This is a genomic window from Flavobacterium sp. SH_e (genome assembly GCF_025717045.1).
Taxonomy (GTDB): Bacteria; Bacteroidota; Bacteroidia; order Flavobacteriales; family Flavobacteriaceae; genus Flavobacterium.
The window spans coordinates 68,364-88,137 of record NZ_JAOVZN010000004.1 but is presented as its reverse complement, the minus strand read 5'-3'; the positions used below and the strand labels follow the sequence as shown (position 1 = coordinate 88,137).

Below are 19,774 nucleotides of genomic sequence, written 5' to 3'. Positions count from 1 at the left end.
AAAAAATTTAAGTGGCAAAATTTATAGTGTATGGTGAAATCTTTAATATTTATAATTCTTCACAACTTTTCCATAGGATTTGAAGCTGTACTTAGAATTAATTTTGTTCTAACGAAAAGAAAATCTGTTGATTACAATTTAGAAGAATAAAAGTTTACAGACTAAAGAGTATTTCAAAGTATAGAAACATGAGACAGAGCAGACGATAATTAAATCTGAAGATCTGAAAATTATAACCAACTAAAAGAATCTAAAAAATGACAAATTACGATACGCTCACAGAAGCAATTAACACAAAACAAGCTGAAGGATATACGTTTGATTTTAATCTCAGCAACTCGACATTAAACTGTAAAACATTAAACCAAACTTTTGAAGCAAATGAGTTCCATGTGGACGCTTTTTATCGATTTGAAGGTGATTCTAACCCAGATGATTCATCGATACTCTACGCCATTCGCACCCAGAGTGGTGTTAAAGGATTATTGGTAGATGCTTATGGAGCTTATAGTGATAATTTGAATGCGGCAATGATTCAAAAACTGCAAATAAGATAAGTGTTTCTAGATCCTAAATAAAATAAGGTAATTAATCAAAAAATAAAAAATATGGATTTAACAATAAACTTTATGCCTTTTGAAAATGAATTTGCACAAGATTTTCAAACAGGCATTTATCCAGATACTAAAGAGGAAGTCACCATTAACCCCAATTTTGAGGAAACAAATAATGCGATACTTAGAAAAGTGATCGAAAATTATGATTACAATTTTCAAATCTCAGAAGAAGGGCATTATGTTGTCTCATTAGACCGCGAAATTGAAAATTTGTACGGTATAGAAAATTCCGTTTTTTCTGGAGGTTCATTTCTCCTGGGACAAACCATCCGAGAAGAACAGAATACTGGTCTTTTAAAAGTAAAAGCTCAATCTTCATTTTTGGATTTGAAAAATATTAAATCACGAATAGCAGCATTTTTTAGTTTTAAGAAGCTGGCTACTGAACCTGAATTTTAATTAAAAACATCATGAAAAATAAATTATTTGATACAAGCGAATCGTATGCGCCTTTAATTTTAAGGCTGATTCTAGGTTCTGTTGTCCTGATGCATGGCATGCAAAAATTGTTGGGATGGTATGGCGGCTTCGGATTTTCTAAAACGATGCTTTTCTTCACAGAATCTGTGGGAATGCCTTGGATTATTGGTTTTTTAGTAATTATGCTTGAAACTGTTGGGGCATTCGCGCTAATAGCAGGATTGGGAACAAGAGTCATCGCTGCTGCGTATGTGGCTCTTCCTGTTGGGATGATCGTGACAACTCATTTTAAAAACGGATTCTTTATGAATTGGTTTGGAACTCTAAAAGGAGAAGGCTATGAATATTTTATTCTATGGATTGGAATGGCTCTTGCATTGCTCATTTTGGGAGGCGGTAAATTTGCAGCGGACAAAATTTTTATTAAAAAAGATCTATAACTATTTGATGCGCAATTTCTAATGTTCGGAATTGAATGTGATTCTAAACCTTTTGTATGCTGATTAAAATAAATTAAAAAGAGTGAAAAAATATATTCTTATTATGGCAGCATTCCATTCCGTTTTGTATTCGCAGCAGATAAATGAATTCAAGTTTTTACGATATAATGATGTCATTTCAATAGACAGTACAAATCAGAGTTTGTATTATAAAGCCAAACAGATTACAATATCGAAAAAGTCTCAGTCATTTCTTTTTTTTGGAGCCGAAAACAGGACTCAATATCAATATTTTGAAAATGAAAATTGGGATGAAAACTTGAAGGATAATAATGGTTTTCTACTCAACAGAACTCTCTTTTATGGTGATTTAAAAGTAGGCAACTCATTTCGATTATTTAGTCAGCTGCAAAGCAGCGTTGCGATCAGCAGAGAAAATCCGAATCCGATTGAAGAAAATCCTTTAGATCTCCATCAGCTGTTTATTGACGTTAATTTTCGAAGTATAAAATTTAGAATAGGAAGGCAGGAATTGTATTATGGATCGCAAAGATTGATTTCAGTGCGCGAAGGACCAAATAGCAGACAGGCATTTGATGCTATGAAAATCACCTTCAACAAAAAGAATTTTTCTGCGGATGCCTTTTACAGTTATCATGTAAAAAATAGATTCGGAAATTTCAACGATAAAATTGACGATGATACTAAACTTATTGGTTTCTATTCACTTTTGAGAGAAATTAAATATGTGAATAACGTAGAAATATATCTCCTTAACCTTCAGAAATCGGAAAGCACATTCAATACATTTTCAGGATCGGAAAATAGAAATACGGCAGGGTTTAGAATTTTTGGAAATCAATCCAATTGGTTTTATGATATAGAAGCAGCCTATCAATTTGGAAGATTTGAAAGGAAAAATATTAAGGCATGGACATTTTCAGCCAATAATTATTACAGTTACAATATAAAAAAGTCAATACAGAAAGTAGGTTTAAAAGCAGAATATATATCAGGAGACAAAATACAAACAGATCAATCATTAGAAACATTTAATCCGCTTTTCCCGCGTGGAGCATATTTTGGTTTAGCTTCCTTAATCGGGCCTTCCAACTTAATTGATGTGCACCCATTTCTGGAATGTCAGTTAACACGAAAACTATTTTTTAATATGGATTATGATGTGTTTTGGAGAGCCTCATCAAGCGACGCCATATACCAGCCAAACGTTTCAATATTATTTGACAGCTCAGGTTCAAATTCAAAAAAAATAGGGAATCAGCTGGGGGCTTCATTTAATTATGAATTTAATAAATACCTGATTTTTACTATTGAAGGAACATGGTTTAAAAGCGGCAATTTTATTAAGGATGTCAGTAATGGCAAAGACATGTTGTTTACAGCGGCAACTTTAACCTTAATCTTATAAAATACCTTTTGTTCTTTAATTGATAGCCATAGAACGTTAGCTAAAAATAGTAGATCAATTCATAAAGAAATCACTAATAAATGAGCATTTAATTTAACTATAAAAATTTTAAAAAATGAGAAAATCAATTACAACAGCAGCAATTATTTTAATGACTGCTATCGGAGCACCGCTTCAGGCTAATACAGCTAATCCAAGCACAATTGTTATTGTTCATGGTGCATGGTCATCGGCTAAGGATTTTAAGGATGTTGAAGCATCACTTAAAAAAAGTGGCAATGAAGTAATAGTAGTAAATCTGCCAGGACATGGAGATGACCAGACACCTGTCTCATCTCTAACGCTACAAGGATATGTTGACACGGTCAAAAAAGCAATCGGAACAAGAAAAAATGTAACTCTTGTTGGCCATAGTTTTGGCGGAATGGTGGTCAGTGAGACCGCAGAGCAAATTCCGGGACAGATTAAAAAACTGATTTACCTTTGCGCATTTCTGCCAAATAATGGAGAAAGTCTTTTCTCTATTTCAGCTGCAGATAAAGAAACTCACATAGGACAATACATACAGCCAGATGAAAAAGCAGGAGTAGTTGGAATTGCCAAAAATGGGATTTTAGATTTCTTCGCAGCAGACGCGCCAAGTAAAACTGCTGAAAGGCTAGTTGCTAACTTTAAAGCTGAACCATTAGGGCCTTTAGCAACTCCAGTTACACTAACTGCTGCCAATTTTGGAAAGATAAACAAGGTGTATATTTTTACGGAATATGATCATGCAATAGGGCTTACACTGCAAAAAAGTATGGCAAAAGGAGCTAATGTAACCAGAACATATTCTTTGCCAACCAGTCATACTCCTTTTTTCTCACAGCCAGCTGTGGTCGCTTCTATATTAAGTGAGGAAGCAAAATAAATTGCAGTAACTATTAAGCTTCTGCTAGTTGCATTAATGATTAGCAGAAGTTTTTTATACCGTATTTATCAGTCTTTCAGATTGTTTTTAATGAGATTAAGCATCGAAGTTTTTGAAATCTTAGTTTTTTATAATTTATAGTGAATTATTCACAGAAAAGAAGCTCTTCATTGGGTGTAATTTTGCTTCAACAATAATATCAAAGTCAGTTTGTGAAGCTTTAATAACTCTCAAAATTTTCTAATCAAAAGTTGTCATAATATTTCTAAGGTCTTAAAACTGCAAAAAAAACAAGTGTTTGAATATTTAAAATAAAACAATATGAATATAATCAAAAATATAGTCCTTGTTCATGGTGCATTTGCAGATGGTTCAGGATGGCGAGGTATATATGATATTCTCAAAGCTAAAGGATATAATATAACAGTGGTTCATAATCCATTAACATCGTTAGAAGATGGTGTTCAAGTTGTAAATATTGCTTTAGACAAAATTGACGAAAGCGCTGTTCTTGTTGGTCATTCCTATGGTGGAGCAATTATTACCGAAGCTGGTAACCATCAAAATGTGGCAGCTTTAGTTTATGTGGCGGCATTTCAGCCTGGAGATGGAGAAACAGCTTTGCAATGGTTGAAAACTGCTCCGCCAACACCAGAGAATGGAGTTTTGCCTGCAGATGAAAATGGTATTATCTACTATGATAAAGATAAATATCATATGGGAATATGTGCTGATATAAGTGCAGAAGATGCAGATTTTATGTTTGCTTCACAAGGTGCTTTTTATGCTAAAGGATTTGTAACACCAATTAAAAAAGCAGCGTGGAAATCAAGACCTTCTTATGCTGTAATTGCGACCGAGGACAAAAGTATCCCGCCCGAAATTCAGGAAGCAATGTACAAACGTTCTAAAACAGCTGCTACTTACGTAAAGGGAAGCCATGCCATTTATATATCGCAACCTGAAGCTGTAGCTGAGGTAATTGTTAAAGCTTCTCTACACTCATCATAATATAAAAAAAAAGCAAAATGAGAAAAATTTTATATTCAGTATTGATCATAATACTATTTATTTCCTGTCAAAAGGAGAAAAAAGAAAATTTGACTGCAGCCGATTTAATTGTGACCAATGGTAAAATAGCCATTATGGACAAGAACAGCATAATTGCAGAAGCAATAGCAGTAAAAAAAGGAAAAGTGTTAGCATTTGGAACGAATGAGGAAATGCTAAAACTCAAAGGAGAACAGACCAAAGTTATTGATGCTAATGGAAGGACAGTTATTCCGGGATTGAATGATTCTCATTTGCATCTCACGAGAGGCGGACGTTTTTATAATGCCGAATTAAGATGGGATGGTGTCAAGTCTTTAAAAAAAGCATTGCAAATGCTAAAAGAACAGGCAGCAAGAACTCCAAAAGGGCAGTGGGTACGTGTCGTAGGAGGATGGAGTCCTTTTCAATTTGAAGAAAAAAGATTCCCCACCGTTCAGGAAATTAATGAGGCAACAGGTGATGTTCCCGCCTTTGTATTATTTCTTTACAGCAGAGCTTGGATGAATAAAAGCGGTTTAAAAGCTCTTAAAATTGACGAAAATACGAAACCGCCCGAAGGAAGCTCGTATGAAAAAGGTCCAGATGGTAAACTGACAGGAGTGTTTCTCGCAGAACCGAATCCGACGATACTTTATGCGGGTATTGGAGCGCTTCCTTCCATGACTGAAGAGCAAATGTCTAATTCAACCAGACAATTTTATAGAGAATTGAATCGCTTTGGTATCACCAGCGGTATCGATGCCGGAGGTGGAGGACATGTGTTTCCGAAGGATTATGATGCTACAAAAAAACTTGCAGATCAGGGAAAAATGCCAATAAGATTGTCTTATTATTTATTTCCTCAAAATAAAGGAAGTGAATTCGAAGAATTTCAAAATTGGATAAAATCAAATAAAGTAGGTCACAATGGAGAAATTCATTTGGAACATGGATACGAATTAGAAGGAGGAGGAGAATTCCTGACATGGAGCGCAGGTGACTTTGAAAATTTCTTGGCACCGCAGCCTATGCTCGAAGATAGACCATCGTGGAGAAATGATATTAAGAAAGTAATCCGCCTGCATGTCGATAGCGGATGGCCGTTCAGAATTCATGCCACTTATGGTGAAACCATTGCTAATTTATTAGATGTTATCGAAGAAGTCAATAAAGAAACTAATGGGAAATTAGCAAAGGAAAGATGGCTGTTTGATCACGCAGAAACAGTTACAGAACCACAGCTGAAAAGAATAAAAGCACTTAATGGAGGAATTGCTATTCAGTCTAGAATGGCTTACGCAGGAGAATATTTTGTTGAAAGGTACGGAGCGGCCAAAGCTAAATATGCACCGCCTTTAAAATTAATGATCAAAATGGGAATTCCTGTAGGAGCAGGAACCGACGGGACAAGAGTTGCCAGTTATAATCCGTGGCCTGCTTTATACTGGATGGTTTCTGGTAAAACTGTGGGAGGAATGCAATTAAGTGCTCCTGATAACCTGCTTAGCCGTCAAGAAGCTTTATTCTTATATACCAAAGGCAGTGCTTGGGTATCCAAAGAAGAAAATGTCAAAGGCACTTTAGAAAAAGGAATGTTTGCCGATTTTATCCTTCTATCTGATGATTATTTCACTATTGAAGAAAGCCAAATAAAAGATTTATCAGCTGTATTAACAGTAGTAGGAGGAAATGTAGTCTTTGGAGATAAAGAGTTTTCAAAATTGGGACCTGCATCAGAAAAAGCAATTCCTGACTGGTCACCTGTCAATTTTTATGGAGGTTATCAAAAATAAGATATTTCTAAAGCATTAAATGCATCTAAATAATATCATAAAATGAAAATAAAAATTATCCTATTGATGCTGACGATAGTGAGTGTCAATCAATTTAAGTTGTATGCAAAGTTTTCTGCGGAGCAAAATGGAAAGGTAAAAAATAATATTATTTACAATCCTGTTCAATACAAAACAATACTTGTTGACGGTTTAAATATATTTTACCGTGAAGCGGGAGAAATAGCAAAGCCTACAATTATCCTATTGCACGGGTTTCCGTCTTCTTCTCATATGTATCGAAATCTGATGACCGAGCTGGCTGGCAATTATCACGTTATTGCTCCTGATTATCCGGGTTTTGGACAAAGCAGTGCTCCAACTCCAGAGAAGTATCAATATACATTTGACAACTTATCAGTTACGATAGAGCACTTCATAGATAAACTGAAAATTAAGAAAGCGAGTTTTTATATTCAGGATTATGGAGGACCTGTCGGTTTGAGGATAGCAACGAGACGACCTGAACTGATTCAATCATTTATAATTCAAAATGCAAATGCTTACGTTGAAGGCTTAGGCGAAATTTTAAAACCTCTTACAGCATACATCGAAAATCAAAATACTGAAACAGAAAAGGCAGCACGTTTTTTCCTGATGCTTGATGCTACAAAATGGCAGTATCTAACAGGCGCTGAAAATTCTGAAAACGTGGCACCAGAAAGCTATATCGTTGATCAGTATTATTTGGATCGAGCTGGAAATGACGTTATACAGCTGGCACTTTTTCGCGATTACGGATCCAATATCGCACTATATGAAAAATGGCATCAGTATTTTGCAAAATATCAACCGCCTATGCTGGTTATTTGGGGTAAAAATGACCAGTTTTTTACAGCACCAGGAGCAAATGCTTATAAGAAAGATAATCCAAGTGCAGAAATTCATTTCGTAAACGGAGGCCATTTTGCCTTAGAAGAACACTACTCAGAAGTTTCAAAGCTTATTATAAATTTTTTGAGTAAAAAAATTAAATAACAGTATTCATCAATGCTTTGGAATACTTTAAATCTATCCAAGAAATTATTTCTCAATCCAATTAAATTAATCAATAAATCTCAACTATTATGAAAAAGTTACTCTTAACAGCAGCAGTTGTATTGTCATCTCTAACTGCATTTGCACAAAAACCAAGTCCGCAATTATTGACTCCTAAAAATCACACATTGGTTTTAGTGGATCATGAAGGTCAGATGGCATTCTCAGTAGGCAATATTCCTGTAGATCAGCTGCGAACAAATACAGGAATGGTTGCAGGAGCATCAAAGATTTTTAAAGTAGCTACAGTAATTACAACAGTAGCAGAAGAGTCTTTCAGTGGTCCCGTTTTTCCTGAAGTTCAGGAATTTTATCCTAAATCAAGCACCAAATATTTTGACAGAAGTACTATGAATTTCTGGGAAGATGCCAATGCTTACAAAGAGGTAGTAAGCAAAGGAAACAAAACCATTGTAATGGGCGGTTTATGGACTTCTGTCTGTATTGTAGGACCTGCGCTATCAGCTATAAATGACGGCTATACTGTCTATGTAATCACTGACGCAAGCGGGGATGTAACAGACGAAGCTCACAATCAGGCGGTAACTCGCATGGTTCAGGCTGGAGCAAGACCAATTACGTCAATGCAGTATTTATTAGAATTGCAGCGCGACTGGGGAAGATCGGAAACGTATACAGCTGTTACAGATTTAGTTCAAAGATTTGGCGGTTCTTACGGAATTGGTGTTCAATACAGCAGAGCAATGCTTAAACACTAGTTTATTGTATAAATGAATAGTTTAATTTATTGGCCTTCAATAAGACAAGCTCTGAATTGATAATCTGGAGAATGTACTTAATTAGGCCAATAAAATTAAAAGTTAATCTAAAAATGAAAACCATGATAAATATTTTTTTTTCGCTGCTATATTCAAATGTTGGAACCAGATTGAATAACTTTGTTTTGTTCTTTTTTAGGATTGCCGTTTCATTGGAACTTATTTTTGCACATGGACTAAAGAAGATAGGTGTAGGAACTGAATTGGCAGAAGTTGTTCCGAATCCCTTGGGTTTGAATGAGGTCTTCAATCAAGTTTTTGCCACAGGCGCAAATCTTGTAATGCCAATTTTTATAATAGCAGGTTTTATGACGCGTTTAGCAGCTCTGCCTATTTTAGCCGTTACGATGACAGGTTATTTTATCGTGCATTTTAATGATCCTATCTTAGTGAAAGATACTCCGTTAATGTACAGCCTTTGTTTTTTACTGATTTGCTTTACCGGCGCAGGCAAATATTCGATTGACCATTATATCATCAGCAAAAGAAAAAAATAAAATACTTTCTTTTTTTTTTGAGTCGCCGGGAATCGAACCTGGGAACAAATAATTAGAATTAAAAGTTTTCATATTTTAAAAGCGCTAATAATTTTTAACTCTGTAAAATTATCGATTATGAATTATCAAAAATTAGCATTTACGGATGCCATTAAAAAGCTTCAGGAGGAAAACGGAAGCAGATCAGCGTATGAAAATATGGAAAAGAGATCTATAGTTGATGGGCTGACTGAAAATGAAATCGGGTTTATTTCTGAAAGAGACAGCTTTTACATGGCCAGTTATGGTGAGAATGAATATCCATACATACAGCATCGAGGCGGACCAGTCGGTTTTATTAAGGTTATTGATGACAAAACAATTGGTATTGTGGATTTTTCAGGAAACAGACAATATATTTCGCTAGGAAATATTTCTAATAACGATAAAGTCGCTTTATTCCTGATGTCTTATCCGCAAAGAGCCAGACTGAAAATTTATGCCCGCGCGAAAGCAGTAGAATTGAAAGACAACGAGGAATTATACAATCAGCTAAAGCCTTCGGATTATAAGTTCAGACCTGAGAGAATGATACTATTCGAAATTCAGGCGTACGATTGGAATTGCCCTCAGCATATTACACCACGTTTTACGAAAGAAGATATTGAAATGGCTTTTCAGCCTCAGAAAGAATATATTGCTAAATTGGAAAATACAATTAAAGAACTGGAAGAAAAACTGGCTCAAAAGTCAAAATAATATATTGAAATTAGTCCAGTAAACTTTGTTTCCTGTAATCTAAAGGTGTCATGCCAGTATGTTTTTTGAAGAAAATACTAAAATAGGAGGTATAGCTGAATCCGAGCATAAATGCAATTTCTTTCATAGTATATTGTGAATCCTGAATTAAAATTTTTGCCGTAGCAAGTGTTTTTTCAGCAATTAACTGACCAGCAGTTTTACCAGTTTTTTCTTTTAGGATAGTGGATAGATAATTTTCGTGTAGTTGCTGCATTTCAGCATAATCTTTTATATGAAGCACTTGTTTTACTTTTCCTTTTAGCAGCTGGTCATAATGGTATTCCAGATTTTGCGTAAAATCATTTAAGATATCAGGATTTCTGGACTGTGCATTATGTACGCTGTAACCCACCCAGAACTCTTGTTTGATTTTAAGCAGAATCCTGGTCAGCAGGTTGGCGCATAATTTTTTCTTAAGCGGTGAGTCTTTTTTCAATTCCTGATGAATCAGCTGAATGATGGCTCTGAGTTCCTGCTGAAATTCTGATGAGGTATGCAAAGGCAGATGTCTTTCAAATAATAAGAAAGGAAACATTTCATAGATGGAGATTCCGGCATATTTCAGAATAAAATCTTCAGAAAATAGTAAACCATAAGTTTCGGTTACTTCTTCCCAATGTAATTCCTGCAGATCACCAGGTTTATTCATGAAAAGCATATTAGGTTTTATTTCTACAGTTATATCCTCATATTTCATTGCCCCATAGGAATCAATAACAATTCCAATGGTAAAAAGAGTAGAGCGAAATAATGAATAGGTGTATGGAAGTCTTTCTTTTGGGTGCAGTATTTTGGAAATTATCAATGAAAAATCATCGTCACCAAGATGCCCTTCAGAGTAATCCATTCCCATGACTCTTACATTATCATAGAGTTCGTATGTATCTTTTTTTTTAATTGTACTCATTATTAAAAACCTTAAATTGATTGCATTAATATGCTATAATACATGCGTTAAGTATTCTGATGCAGTTTTCTGTAGATTCCCGGGGCAGATTGGGTTTGTGTTTTGAAAAAGCTGTAAAAGTAGTTCAGATCGTTAAAACCATACAGAAAAGCAATATCTTTCATTGATTTTTCTGAATTTTTCAGCAGATACTTAATCTCATCGATAAGCTTTTTGTTAATCCATTCGTTTACCGTTTTTTTCGTGATAGCGCTTATAGTTTTAGATAAATAATTCTCATCTAAATTAAGCATACGGGCGTGCTCTTTGATTCGCATTACCGAGAGACATCTGCCTTGAGCAAGTTCATTAAAATTATTTTCAATATTTTGGCGAAAGTCGACGACAATTTTATTGTTTTTTGCGGTATTTATTCTGATATCTGTTTCATTTTCCTTTTCCAGCTGCACTAAAAATAAAAGATTTAGTGCCATGTTTGCCATTAAATCATTCTTAAAGCATAATTCTGAGGTTGCTATTTTATGCATTTCAAGACAGGTCTGTTCAAAATAATTCATGGTCTCTTCTGTGAGGCAGCAGCAGTAGCCGTTCTTAGTGTTGAACTCCATAATATTATCAATTCCACCCGGAAAGTGTTTTAAAATGAACGACTTCTTGAATGCTATATTGTAAACTTTTTCCATATCGGTCCAGTGGATTTTAAAATAAGAATCAGGACAGGCCAATACGACATGGTTGGGATGCAGTTCAAACTTATCGTCTCCGACAGTAAAGCTACCATTTGCATTGGTTACAATAGTAAAGCTGTAATAATCCGATCTGAAAGTTGGGGAGTTAAATGGAAAAGTCAAGTTCCATTCATGTACTTTTACAATTGAAAATTCGTCGTTATCAATATAATCATGATAAGAAAGCTTTAAAAACTCAATCTGATCTTTATAAGTGCTGAGGTTGGTTGGTTGCATTATCATAGTTATAAATATTTGGTTATGGAAAGTCAACTGGCAAATCTGGAAACTTACAATATTCAAAGATATAGCAAAGGCTTATGTATATTATACGTTAAAATTGGCATTAATTTATAATATTCAAAGATTTGGTTATAGGCTGTAGATTTTTTCTATATTCACTAGGAGTCATAGTAGTCTGTTTTTTAAAGTAACGGCTAAAAGAACGATTGTCGGTAAATTGAAATAAGCTGCAGATCTCTGTAATGGATGTTGGTGTTTCAGTTAATGAGGTTTTGGCTTCGGCCAATAGTCTGCTGTTAATCCATGTATTTGGGGTTCTGCCTGTTTTTACCTTTATCATTCTGCAGAAATAATCTTCATTTAAAAATTGCAATGCAGCAAAATCACCTGCTTTTAATTGCTTAGGCTTTTTACCGTCTAATACTTCATCAAAGTGCTTATCTAAATCTTGATAAAATCTGTTAACTACAGTTGAATTGATGTTTTTATCAAGAATCGGATTGGATTGATTGTGAAAAAGCTCGCTGATTTTTATAAGCAGAAATTCTAACATATTGCCAATTAGAATCATATCTTGATATTCTTTTTTTGTTTCCTGTTTAATCTGATCGATATTGCTTTTTACTATTTGATAATTTTGAAAGTCTACGATGGTGTACATAAAAGAGTCTGATAATAAGAAAGGAAATTTCTTGTAAATATCAGGAATGCAGTAGTTAGCAATGAAATTTTCGGTAAAGCAGATAAAATACGCCTTAGAGATATGGTTTATTTTATAATTGCGAAAATATCCAGGAGTTGTTATAAAGATACTTGACGATTCCAATTTCATCTCCTTATTGTTATAGAGGTGAGTTGCACTGCCCTCATAAATTATAAATATAGTAAAGAAATTTGCTTTATAAGAATTAGATGCTTTAAGCAGTTTATTTTGATTTAACGTGTCTATTTCCTGAAGCATAAAATCTTCGCATGCAAATTCAGTACAAGATATTCCAAACCAATTGCGGACTTCAGCTAAAGTCTTGAGCATTTCTATTTTAGTTTCCATGTCAACGATATATGAAAGAAAAAATAATGTTTACAGTTGCAAAAGCGCGTTATTTTGCTGTGACATTATTGTTCTAGGTTTGTACTATTTATAATGCTATAAGAGTTGAGTTATAATGAGAAGGTATTGAAAGTATATTATTATGGTGTTTTGTTGTAAAATATTAAAATTCAACTTCTTATATTATGCATAAGTACTAAAGAAAAATGAGTTGTGCTAATATTATTATGTAAACCTTTTCTGAATCTTAGCTTTGTATAATCATTAGTTGTTTATTCACAGAGTGTAAGGCATTTTACTAGTAATTTCAACAAATTAGCATGATATAGGTTAAGGTAAAACAGATGCATTTTACGGTTTTAAGTTTTATGCAAAATGAATTTCATTGAAAAGAATATTTCAGTACAAAAAGCCCTGTAAAGATTTCTTTCTTTCTAAAAATGTTTTCTAATTATGATTTTGACCGATGATGGTAAAATTGATTAGGTTAGGAGATCTGTTTGAATGTATAGACTATTTAAAAGCTAGTTAGTTACTAGTTTTTTCTCTTTTCTTTTTTTGTTTTGGCCGTTGATAGAGGTTAGCTGGAAGGAGATTGCTTTTTGTAATATTTTGTTTAAAAATGAGTAGTGAGAATATGATGCCAATGAATCGAAAATGCTATTTTAGCTACGAATTGCCAAGCTAATAACCATATGAAAAAAGTCCTTTTAATTCTTGCCCTAATTTCCCTTAAAATGTCAGCCCAGATTTCAGAAGCTCCCGGATTGGGCCTGCCGCTGGATATCCCTGAAGACAGTTATCAGGAACTAGTACGAACCTATATTAATCCAAACAGGAACAACGGATTCTACAAAAACAACTATTCTTTTAAAAGCACCGATTTTGATCTGAAGAAAGGCAAACCGGTTAAACAGGTCAGCATTGACAATAACAGCGATGGAATCAATGAATATCATCTGGCCTTTAATGCAGATGGCAGGATTGAGCGCTGTGAAAATAAATTGAGAAACAGCACAATGATTTACCAGTATCTTGAAAACCTGATAGTGGTCGCTAAAAGCAATAGGAATTCGAACTATGGGAATATTGTGTCTTCTGCAGAAACCGATTCGATTTTTTTTGATGGCAGCGGAAATATAATAAAGCACTCCAGCACATTGAAGATGGATGAAAAATTTGGCAGAGGCTACAGGAGAATGGTCGTTGAAAACCAGTTTTCAAAAGACGGTATGCTGGAGAAAAAATACTATCGTTCCATCGATCATCTGAATACTCCACTGGAAGAGGTGGGTGAAACCGTTTATGAAAATTACAGGGATTCGATAGTGGAAAGATATTACCATATCATGGGAAGCAGATTATCGGCCAGCCATACATCCAAAGAGAACTTTACTTCAAAATCAATCTATTTTCTCGATAAGAACGGCAGGGTTTTTCGCATTGCTGTTTTTTCACAAGACGGTTCATTAGATCTGGAAGTTTCCGTAAAGCATAATGATGCCGGCAGAATCACCGAATTGGTGAGCTCAAGGGGAGCAAGCGGCTATTTTAAATATAACGGCGAGGGCAACATAACATCAATCAGAGAGACGCTTGAAAAAAACGAATACTTTAAATATGACTGCATATACGACAGCCATAGCCGTTTTGCGTCGGCAGTTGATAATGGAGAAGAGCTTAAGGAATTTGAGCGTATCTATACTTATGACCGATATGGCAACTGGGATACTTTAACCTTTCCAAACAACGGCAATGTGACAACCAGAACCATGACCTATTACTAAAGCGGCAGAAAGGCCTATTAAGCATTAAAGCGCTGTTTTTTAGACAAGCTTCTTTTTAATTTTAAGAATTGCTTGCGGTTAATAAATTAACTGCATGAACAGACTTTTAAAAAAAGGCTGTCTAGTTAGGACAGCCTCTCTCCACTAATAAAATAAAAAAAATGTATTCTAAAGTTTTACTTTCCTGATTGGCTTTCAGGGCTCATAATAACTTCGACGCTACTTGAACTATCCAAAACGTGCTTACTAAACTGCTGAATAGTTTTCTGATTAATTTTAGAAATTAAATTTTTGTATTCTTCATCTGTTGAAAACGGAATCTGATTTAAGCTGTAATTGTATAAAGTTGTCGCCCAGAAAGTATTCGTTTTAAGCGATTCTTCTCTGTTTTTCAACAAAGCTTGTTTAATGTCTTCCAAATCATTTGCGTTTACTGGATTCGATTTTAAATCGTTGATTTCTTTCCAGACAATCTGCATTAATTTTTCCTGTTTATCAGGATTGCAGTCAAAAGTAAGCGCAAGGCTGAAAGATGGTTTTGGAATTATTTCAAGATTTCCGCCAACGTTTACGCCGTAGCTTCCGCCTTCTTCTTCTCTAATAGTTTGAAGAAAACGTTTTGAAAGCAATTCACCGATAATATACATCGTCATGGCATTTTCTTTACTGTATTCTGTTTTTCCTGAAAGGTTCAGATAAACAGTACTTTTTACAACTTCCATAGGACGTTTGAAATGCACAACTGTTTTTCCTTTTTTTGGACCAATATTATGATCTGCGAAAGTTTCTTTTACAGCAGGATTTGATTTTAAATTCCCAATATATTTCTGAATCATTTCTAAAGCGCCATCAGGAATATTCCCAACAAATACAAAAGTGAAATCTGAAGCATTTTTAATTCGATCTCTGTAAATGCTTTCCGCTTTCTTTAAATCAATATTTTGTAAAAACTTTTCATCAAAAACAAAAGTCCTCGGGTTGTGATTTGAATTTGCTAAAGCAACAGAATCCTTAAACGTATTTCCGTTGTCTTTTTTGATAGTTTCCAAACGGTTTTTATACTGTTCTTTTAAAATGCTGAAGATATTTGCATCAAAACGTGGCGCTTCAAAAGAAAGATAAAGCAATTGCAGCATCGTTTCGAAATCGGCTTTATTAGAACTTCCTTGAAAACCTTGTGTATTCTCGCCAATAAAAGGAGCTGATTGCGCTACTTTGCCCGTCAGTTTTTCTTTTAAAGCAATATTATCAAAATTTCCTAAACCAGACGATCTTGCAATTGTTGTAGCGATTTCGGCAGAAGCCAAATCTTCGGTTTTAATTAAAGATTTACCGCCTTTAGAAAATGCTGTCATCACAACTTGATCCTGAGAATAAGTCGTTGGAAGAACAATTACGTTTGCACCATTTTCTAAAGTATATCCTTTTGCAGTTGTAATTCCTGGTACTTCAAATGTTTTTTTGACAGCAGCAGGTTTTAATTCTTTTGCAATTAAAGGTTCGTTGTTTTCCTTTTTTGTGTAAGGTTCTAAAGTCTTGTTTTCGACTTTTTTCATTACTTCAACTACAGCTTCTTTAGTTGGGAAATTTGCTTTGTCTTCATCAGAACCCGTTACCAAAACAACTTGATTGGTTGGTTTTTGAATGGTTTTTATATAAGTGTTTATTTCTTCTAAAGTGATGCTTTTGATAATGCCGACAATCAATTTATAATCGTCTTCGGCAGAAAGAAACGGCTTTGCTTTCAGGAAATAATTCGTCAGTTTATCCGACCAAGAATCATTATCGACTTTATCTTTATTACTTAAAAAATCATCATAAGAACTTATAAATAGCTTTTTAGTTCTATCGAGTTCTGTTTGTGCAATTCCAAAACGTTTTAAGCGTTCAGCTTCGGTGTAAGCATCTTCAAAAGCTTCGAGCGTTTTTCCTTTTTTGGCTGCAGCCGAAATGTTAAACGAAGTATTTAATCTCGAAATCGGCTGAAAATAAGTTGTTAGGTTTAAGGCAGCACTTTGGTTTTTCAAGATTAATTCTTTGAAACGGTTGTTTAAAATACTCGTGTAAAAAGAATTCATCACATTTTTGCGGCTCAAAATACTGTCTTTTACCAACGGCTCATCCAAAACATATTTCAATGTAATTGCTGTAGAAGAAGCTTCTTTATCAGATGCTGTTCCAAAATACAATTCATCGTGTTTTGGAATTTCAGAATAGGTACGCGGTGCAACTTTTTTGGCTAACGGAATTCCCGAGAAAATAGCTTTTACCTTTTGTTCCATCGCTTTTACATCAATATCTCCCACGATAATTACGGCTTGTAAATCAGGTCTATACCATTTTTTGTAATAGTTTCTCAATTCAGGATATTTGAAGTTATTGATAATATTTAAATCACCAATAACATCTCTTTTGCTGTATTTTGAACCTTTATACAAAACTTGATCCGTCTGCATTTTTAGACGAAAATCACTTGTACGACGCGTTCTCCATTCTTCTCGAATAACACCTCTTTCGGCATCAATTTCTTCATTCGTTAAAGAAAGAGAACCAGACCAGTCGTGTAAAACCCAAAGTGTAGAGTCGATTAGTTTTTCGTTCGTAACTGGAACAGTACTGATATTGTAAACCGTTTCATCCTGAGCCGTATAAGCATTGATGTCTTTTCCGAAACTTACACCATTTTTTTCCAGCATTTTAATAATGCCTTTTCCTTTAAAATGTTCGGTTCCGTTAAAGGCCATATGTTCTAGAAAATGCGCTAATCCGTTTTGGTTGTCATCTTCTAAAATAGCACCGACATTTTGAACAAAGTAAAAACTCGCTCTGTCTTTTGGCTCTTCGTTATGCAGAATATAATACGTTAGACCGTTTTTTAATTTTCCGGTTGTCACGTCTTTATTCAGCGGAATTGTGGTTTTAAACTGCGAAAATGCGCCTTGAAAAGACAAGGCCATTATCGCAATGATGATATTTTTTTTAGTATTCATTTTTTTGAATTTTATCTTCTATTTCTTCGAATAAGTATAAAAGCACCGCTCAAGATGATCAGTAATGGAAACAAGGCAATAAATACAATTTTGTTGATGAAAACCTGATTTGCATTTATTGTAATTTTCTTATCAATGTTTTCTGGGCGAGTTGTATCAATTGGAAATTCATAATTACTGAACCAGCTGAAAATATCCGTTACAAACTGAAAAGTTCCAGATCCGCCACGGCTTAGTTCGGCATTGCCCATAAAATCTGCATCTCCAGCAATAATTATTTTTTGTGTTTTACCATTAACATTTCTCGTTAAAGCTGCAACAAGCGGAACTTCTTTAACAGAAGGCTGTTTTTTCAAATCTTCAGAAATTGAAGTGATTCCTGTAGGAGATTCCCAAGCAGGATTAGCGTTTGTTTTTAAAAGTGTTGATACTTTAAAACCTGCATCTTTTGTTGTTGTAAGTCCGCTGCTTCCTAAAAACGGAATTAGACTATTATTTCTGTTTTTGCTTAATTTGATTACAGTCGAATCGATATTTTTTGAAACTTCGGTTACTAAATAATCAGGAGAATTGGTTTCGCTTTCTTGAACTAATGCTTGTTTAGTGAAACTAATGCCTAATTTATCTGTAACAGCAGCTAAAGCTGAGTTAGTTTCTGGTTCTGCCAAAAGCATTAAGTTTTTTCCTTGATCGATATATTTTGTAATGCGATCAACAGCTCCTTGACTTAATTGCGTTTTAGGATCGGCAATGATTAAAATACTTGTTTCTGCTGGAATATTCTGTGCATTAATATCAACAGAAGCAACATCAAAACCTTGATTGATTAAAGAATATCTAAATGAAACTTCATTGAAACCCGTTTTATAATTTTTATCTCCGTTTTTATCAACGCTTCTTTCCATATTTCCAGTTGCAAAAACAATTTTTGGAGCTGTAGTAACCAATCTTTTTAAAGAAGCAGAAATTTCTTTCTCCATCGGAACTTTAAATAAATCGTCAAAGAATCTTAAGAAAGTCTTTTTTCCATTGTATTCAACCGTTCTGATTACTCTGTTTTGTTCTGGTTCTAAATCGATAATTTTTTTCATTTCGGCAGGAGAATATAACTTTTTCAGTTTCATATTCTGTGTTTCTACCAATTTCTCTGCAAGCTGTTTGTCATTCAATCCAGGATTTTGCGCGTATAAAGCTTCATTATTTGATTTAGCATAATAATAAACATATTCCATTTCCATTTGGGGCAAGAAACGAGTGTATTTTTCAAAACTGGCAATATCTGAATTCTGAGAAACAGGCAAAACCATAAAATAATTGATGTCTAGTAAATTCACGTAAGTAGTTAGCTTTATCGGACCTTCAATTTTTTTAACGATATTCAAACTGTTTTGAGTCAATGTTTTGTCTTTATTGCGGGTCATATCCGTGTAAAGCGTCAGCGGCGCTCTAGAGGTTATATAGCCAAGTGATAAAACAACAACAATTAAAACAGTATATTTTAAAACTCTTTTAGATACTGTTTGTGCATCTCTTCCTGTCTGAAGTTTGTAAATACTCAATACGATAAAAAGACTGCTTACCAAAACAAAGTAAAAGACATCTTTACTGATAATTAATCCTTCAAGCATTTCGTTGGCACGTCCTGCAATCGAAAGGAAATAAGTTATATCTTTTACGATTTCGACATCCTGCCAAAGTTTTCCAATAAAATTTAGACCTGCTAAAACTACCAAAGTACTAATGGCTGCTACAACCTGATAAGAAGTCAGACATGACATAAAAAGTCCGATTGCGGCATAAGTGCAAACCAATAAATACAAACCAATTAGTCCAGATATGGCAAACTTAAGATCTAAATTTTCTATAGAAAAATAAGCAATGGCAACTTGCAAACCTAAAATTGCAATGAACAGAAGACAGTAAGCTGCTATAGCTAAATATTTACCCAATACAATGTCTTTAATTCTAATAGGTGAAGAAAGTAAAAGCTTAATCGAACCGCTGTTGATTTCGCGACTCACTAATCCCATTGTCAAAAGTGGAACATAGAGATAAAGATAATTCTGCATTTCGGTATATAAACCGCTAAAGCCTGAAAAAACAATTTGCGATAAATTGTCCATGCTTTGTCCGATTTTCTGGGCTTTTTCGAAACGTTCGATAGTGCCAAAGAATTTCCAGCTTGACTGGATTGAAAATATTACTAAAACAACCCATGCGACAGGCGAGTAAAACATCGTGTTGAGCTCTGTTTTAGCAATTCTATATATTGTTTTCATTTGTATATTTTTTTT

Annotated in this window: 17 protein-coding genes; 12 read left to right on the top strand and 5 right to left on the bottom strand. The window is 34.3% G+C overall.

Going from position 1 to position 19,774, the window contains the following annotated elements:
* The first annotated feature begins 257 nt into the window (after positions 1–257).
* From OD917_RS07550 to OD917_RS07500, 11 genes are all read left to right on the top strand, one after another.
* Complete coding sequence (locus OD917_RS07550) at positions 258–557, top strand: phosphoribosylpyrophosphate synthetase (RefSeq protein WP_263522948.1); 300 nt, start codon at positions 258–260, stop codon at positions 555–557.
* A gap of 51 nt (positions 558–608) precedes the next feature.
* On the top strand, positions 609–1,016 hold the full coding sequence (locus OD917_RS07545) for a hypothetical protein (RefSeq protein WP_263522947.1): 408 nt from the start codon (positions 609–611) through the stop codon (positions 1,014–1,016).
* A gap of 11 nt (positions 1,017–1,027) precedes the next feature.
* Complete coding sequence (locus tag OD917_RS07540) at positions 1,028–1,477, top strand: DoxX family protein (protein ID WP_263522946.1); 450 nt, start codon at positions 1,028–1,030, stop codon at positions 1,475–1,477.
* An 82-nt stretch (positions 1,478–1,559) separates the two neighbouring features.
* Positions 1,560–2,906, top strand: a complete 1,347-nt coding sequence (locus OD917_RS07535) for an alginate export family protein (RefSeq protein ID WP_263522945.1) — start codon at positions 1,560–1,562, stop codon at positions 2,904–2,906.
* Between the two features lie 115 nt (positions 2,907–3,021).
* Positions 3,022–3,816 (top strand): alpha/beta fold hydrolase, encoded by a 795-nt coding sequence (locus OD917_RS07530; RefSeq protein ID WP_263522944.1) that lies wholly within the window; start codon positions 3,022–3,024, stop codon positions 3,814–3,816.
* 321 nt (positions 3,817–4,137) lie between these two features.
* Complete coding sequence (locus tag OD917_RS07525; RefSeq protein WP_263522943.1) at positions 4,138–4,827, top strand: alpha/beta hydrolase; 690 nt, start codon at positions 4,138–4,140, stop codon at positions 4,825–4,827.
* A gap of 17 nt (positions 4,828–4,844) precedes the next feature.
* Positions 4,845–6,641 (top strand): amidohydrolase, encoded by a 1,797-nt coding sequence (locus OD917_RS07520; protein ID WP_263522942.1) that lies wholly within the window; start codon positions 4,845–4,847, stop codon positions 6,639–6,641.
* Positions 6,642–6,683: 42 nt separating this feature from the next.
* Positions 6,684–7,658: an alpha/beta fold hydrolase gene (locus OD917_RS07515; protein ID WP_263522941.1), complete on the top strand. Its 975-nt coding sequence runs from the start codon at positions 6,684–6,686 to the stop codon at positions 7,656–7,658.
* 89 nt (positions 7,659–7,747) lie between these two features.
* The gene (locus OD917_RS07510; protein WP_263522940.1) at positions 7,748–8,437 is read left to right on the top strand and encodes an isochorismatase family protein; all 690 of its coding nucleotides are present in this window, start codon (positions 7,748–7,750) and stop codon (positions 8,435–8,437) included.
* Between the two features lie 122 nt (positions 8,438–8,559).
* Complete coding sequence (locus OD917_RS07505; protein ID WP_263522939.1) at positions 8,560–8,994, top strand: DoxX family protein; 435 nt, start codon at positions 8,560–8,562, stop codon at positions 8,992–8,994.
* Positions 8,995–9,111: 117 nt separating this feature from the next.
* Entirely contained in the window at positions 9,112–9,732 is a 621-nt protein-coding gene (locus tag OD917_RS07500; RefSeq protein WP_263522938.1) for a pyridoxamine 5'-phosphate oxidase family protein, read from the top strand.
* A gap of 10 nt (positions 9,733–9,742) precedes the next feature.
* Here OD917_RS07500 and OD917_RS07495 read toward each other — a convergent pair whose 3' ends face one another.
* The 3 genes from OD917_RS07495 to OD917_RS07485 all read right to left on the bottom strand — a co-directional run bounded on the left by OD917_RS07495 (position 9,743) and on the right by OD917_RS07485 (position 12,703).
* Complete coding sequence (locus OD917_RS07495) at positions 9,743–10,681, bottom strand: helix-turn-helix domain-containing protein (protein ID WP_263522937.1); 939 nt, start codon at positions 10,679–10,681, stop codon at positions 9,743–9,745.
* A 47-nt stretch (positions 10,682–10,728) separates the two neighbouring features.
* Complete coding sequence (locus OD917_RS07490; RefSeq protein WP_263522936.1) at positions 10,729–11,652, bottom strand: helix-turn-helix domain-containing protein; 924 nt, start codon at positions 11,650–11,652, stop codon at positions 10,729–10,731.
* Positions 11,653–11,755: 103 nt separating this feature from the next.
* The gene (locus OD917_RS07485; protein ID WP_263522935.1) at positions 11,756–12,703 is read right to left on the bottom strand and encodes an AraC family transcriptional regulator; all 948 of its coding nucleotides are present in this window, start codon (positions 12,701–12,703) and stop codon (positions 11,756–11,758) included.
* A 695-nt stretch (positions 12,704–13,398) separates the two neighbouring features.
* Between OD917_RS07485 and OD917_RS07480 the strand changes: the two genes are divergently transcribed.
* On the top strand, positions 13,399–14,490 hold the full coding sequence (locus OD917_RS07480; protein ID WP_263522934.1) for a hypothetical protein: 1,092 nt from the start codon (positions 13,399–13,401) through the stop codon (positions 14,488–14,490).
* A 176-nt stretch (positions 14,491–14,666) separates the two neighbouring features.
* Here the strand turns inward: OD917_RS07480 and OD917_RS07475 are convergent, their stop codons facing one another.
* Together OD917_RS07475 and OD917_RS07470 are read right to left on the bottom strand one after the other, a co-directional pair.
* Positions 14,667–17,480: a M16 family metallopeptidase gene (locus OD917_RS07475; RefSeq protein WP_263522932.1), complete on the bottom strand. Its 2,814-nt coding sequence runs from the start codon at positions 17,478–17,480 to the stop codon at positions 14,667–14,669.
* An 11-nt stretch (positions 17,481–17,491) separates the two neighbouring features.
* Positions 17,492–19,759: a Gldg family protein gene (locus OD917_RS07470; RefSeq protein WP_263522931.1), complete on the bottom strand. Its 2,268-nt coding sequence runs from the start codon at positions 19,757–19,759 to the stop codon at positions 17,492–17,494.
* Positions 19,760–19,774 lie beyond the last annotated feature (15 nt).

Bases quoted from the DNA above. Each gene is read 5' to 3' on its own strand.
- OD917_RS07550 (WP_263522948.1), top strand. From the start codon at position 258: ATGACAAATTACGATACGCTCACAGAAGCAATTAACACAAAACAAGCT.
- OD917_RS07545 (WP_263522947.1), top strand. From the start codon at position 609: ATGGATTTAACAATAAACTTTATGCCTTTTGAAAATGAATTTGCACAA.
- OD917_RS07540 (WP_263522946.1), top strand. From the start codon at position 1,028: ATGAAAAATAAATTATTTGATACAAGCGAATCGTATGCGCCTTTAATT.
- OD917_RS07530 (WP_263522944.1), top strand. From the start codon at position 3,022: ATGAGAAAATCAATTACAACAGCAGCAATTATTTTAATGACTGCTATC.
- OD917_RS07525 (WP_263522943.1), top strand. From the start codon at position 4,138: ATGAATATAATCAAAAATATAGTCCTTGTTCATGGTGCATTTGCAGAT.
- OD917_RS07520 (WP_263522942.1), top strand. From the start codon at position 4,845: ATGAGAAAAATTTTATATTCAGTATTGATCATAATACTATTTATTTCC.
- OD917_RS07515 (WP_263522941.1), top strand. From the start codon at position 6,684: ATGAAAATAAAAATTATCCTATTGATGCTGACGATAGTGAGTGTCAAT.
- OD917_RS07510 (WP_263522940.1), top strand. From the start codon at position 7,748: ATGAAAAAGTTACTCTTAACAGCAGCAGTTGTATTGTCATCTCTAACT.
- OD917_RS07505 (WP_263522939.1), top strand. From the start codon at position 8,560: ATGATAAATATTTTTTTTTCGCTGCTATATTCAAATGTTGGAACCAGA.
- OD917_RS07500 (WP_263522938.1), top strand. From the start codon at position 9,112: ATGAATTATCAAAAATTAGCATTTACGGATGCCATTAAAAAGCTTCAG.
- OD917_RS07495 (WP_263522937.1), bottom strand. From the start codon at position 10,681: ATGAGTACAATTAAAAAAAAAGATACATACGAACTCTATGATAATGTA.
- OD917_RS07490 (WP_263522936.1), bottom strand. From the start codon at position 11,652: ATGATAATGCAACCAACCAACCTCAGCACTTATAAAGATCAGATTGAG.
- OD917_RS07485 (WP_263522935.1), bottom strand. From the start codon at position 12,703: ATGGAAACTAAAATAGAAATGCTCAAGACTTTAGCTGAAGTCCGCAAT.
- OD917_RS07480 (WP_263522934.1), top strand. From the start codon at position 13,399: ATGAAAAAAGTCCTTTTAATTCTTGCCCTAATTTCCCTTAAAATGTCA.
- OD917_RS07475 (WP_263522932.1), bottom strand. From the start codon at position 17,480: ATGAATACTAAAAAAAATATCATCATTGCGATAATGGCCTTGTCTTTT.
- OD917_RS07470 (WP_263522931.1), bottom strand. From the start codon at position 19,759: ATGAAAACAATATATAGAATTGCTAAAACAGAGCTCAACACGATGTTT.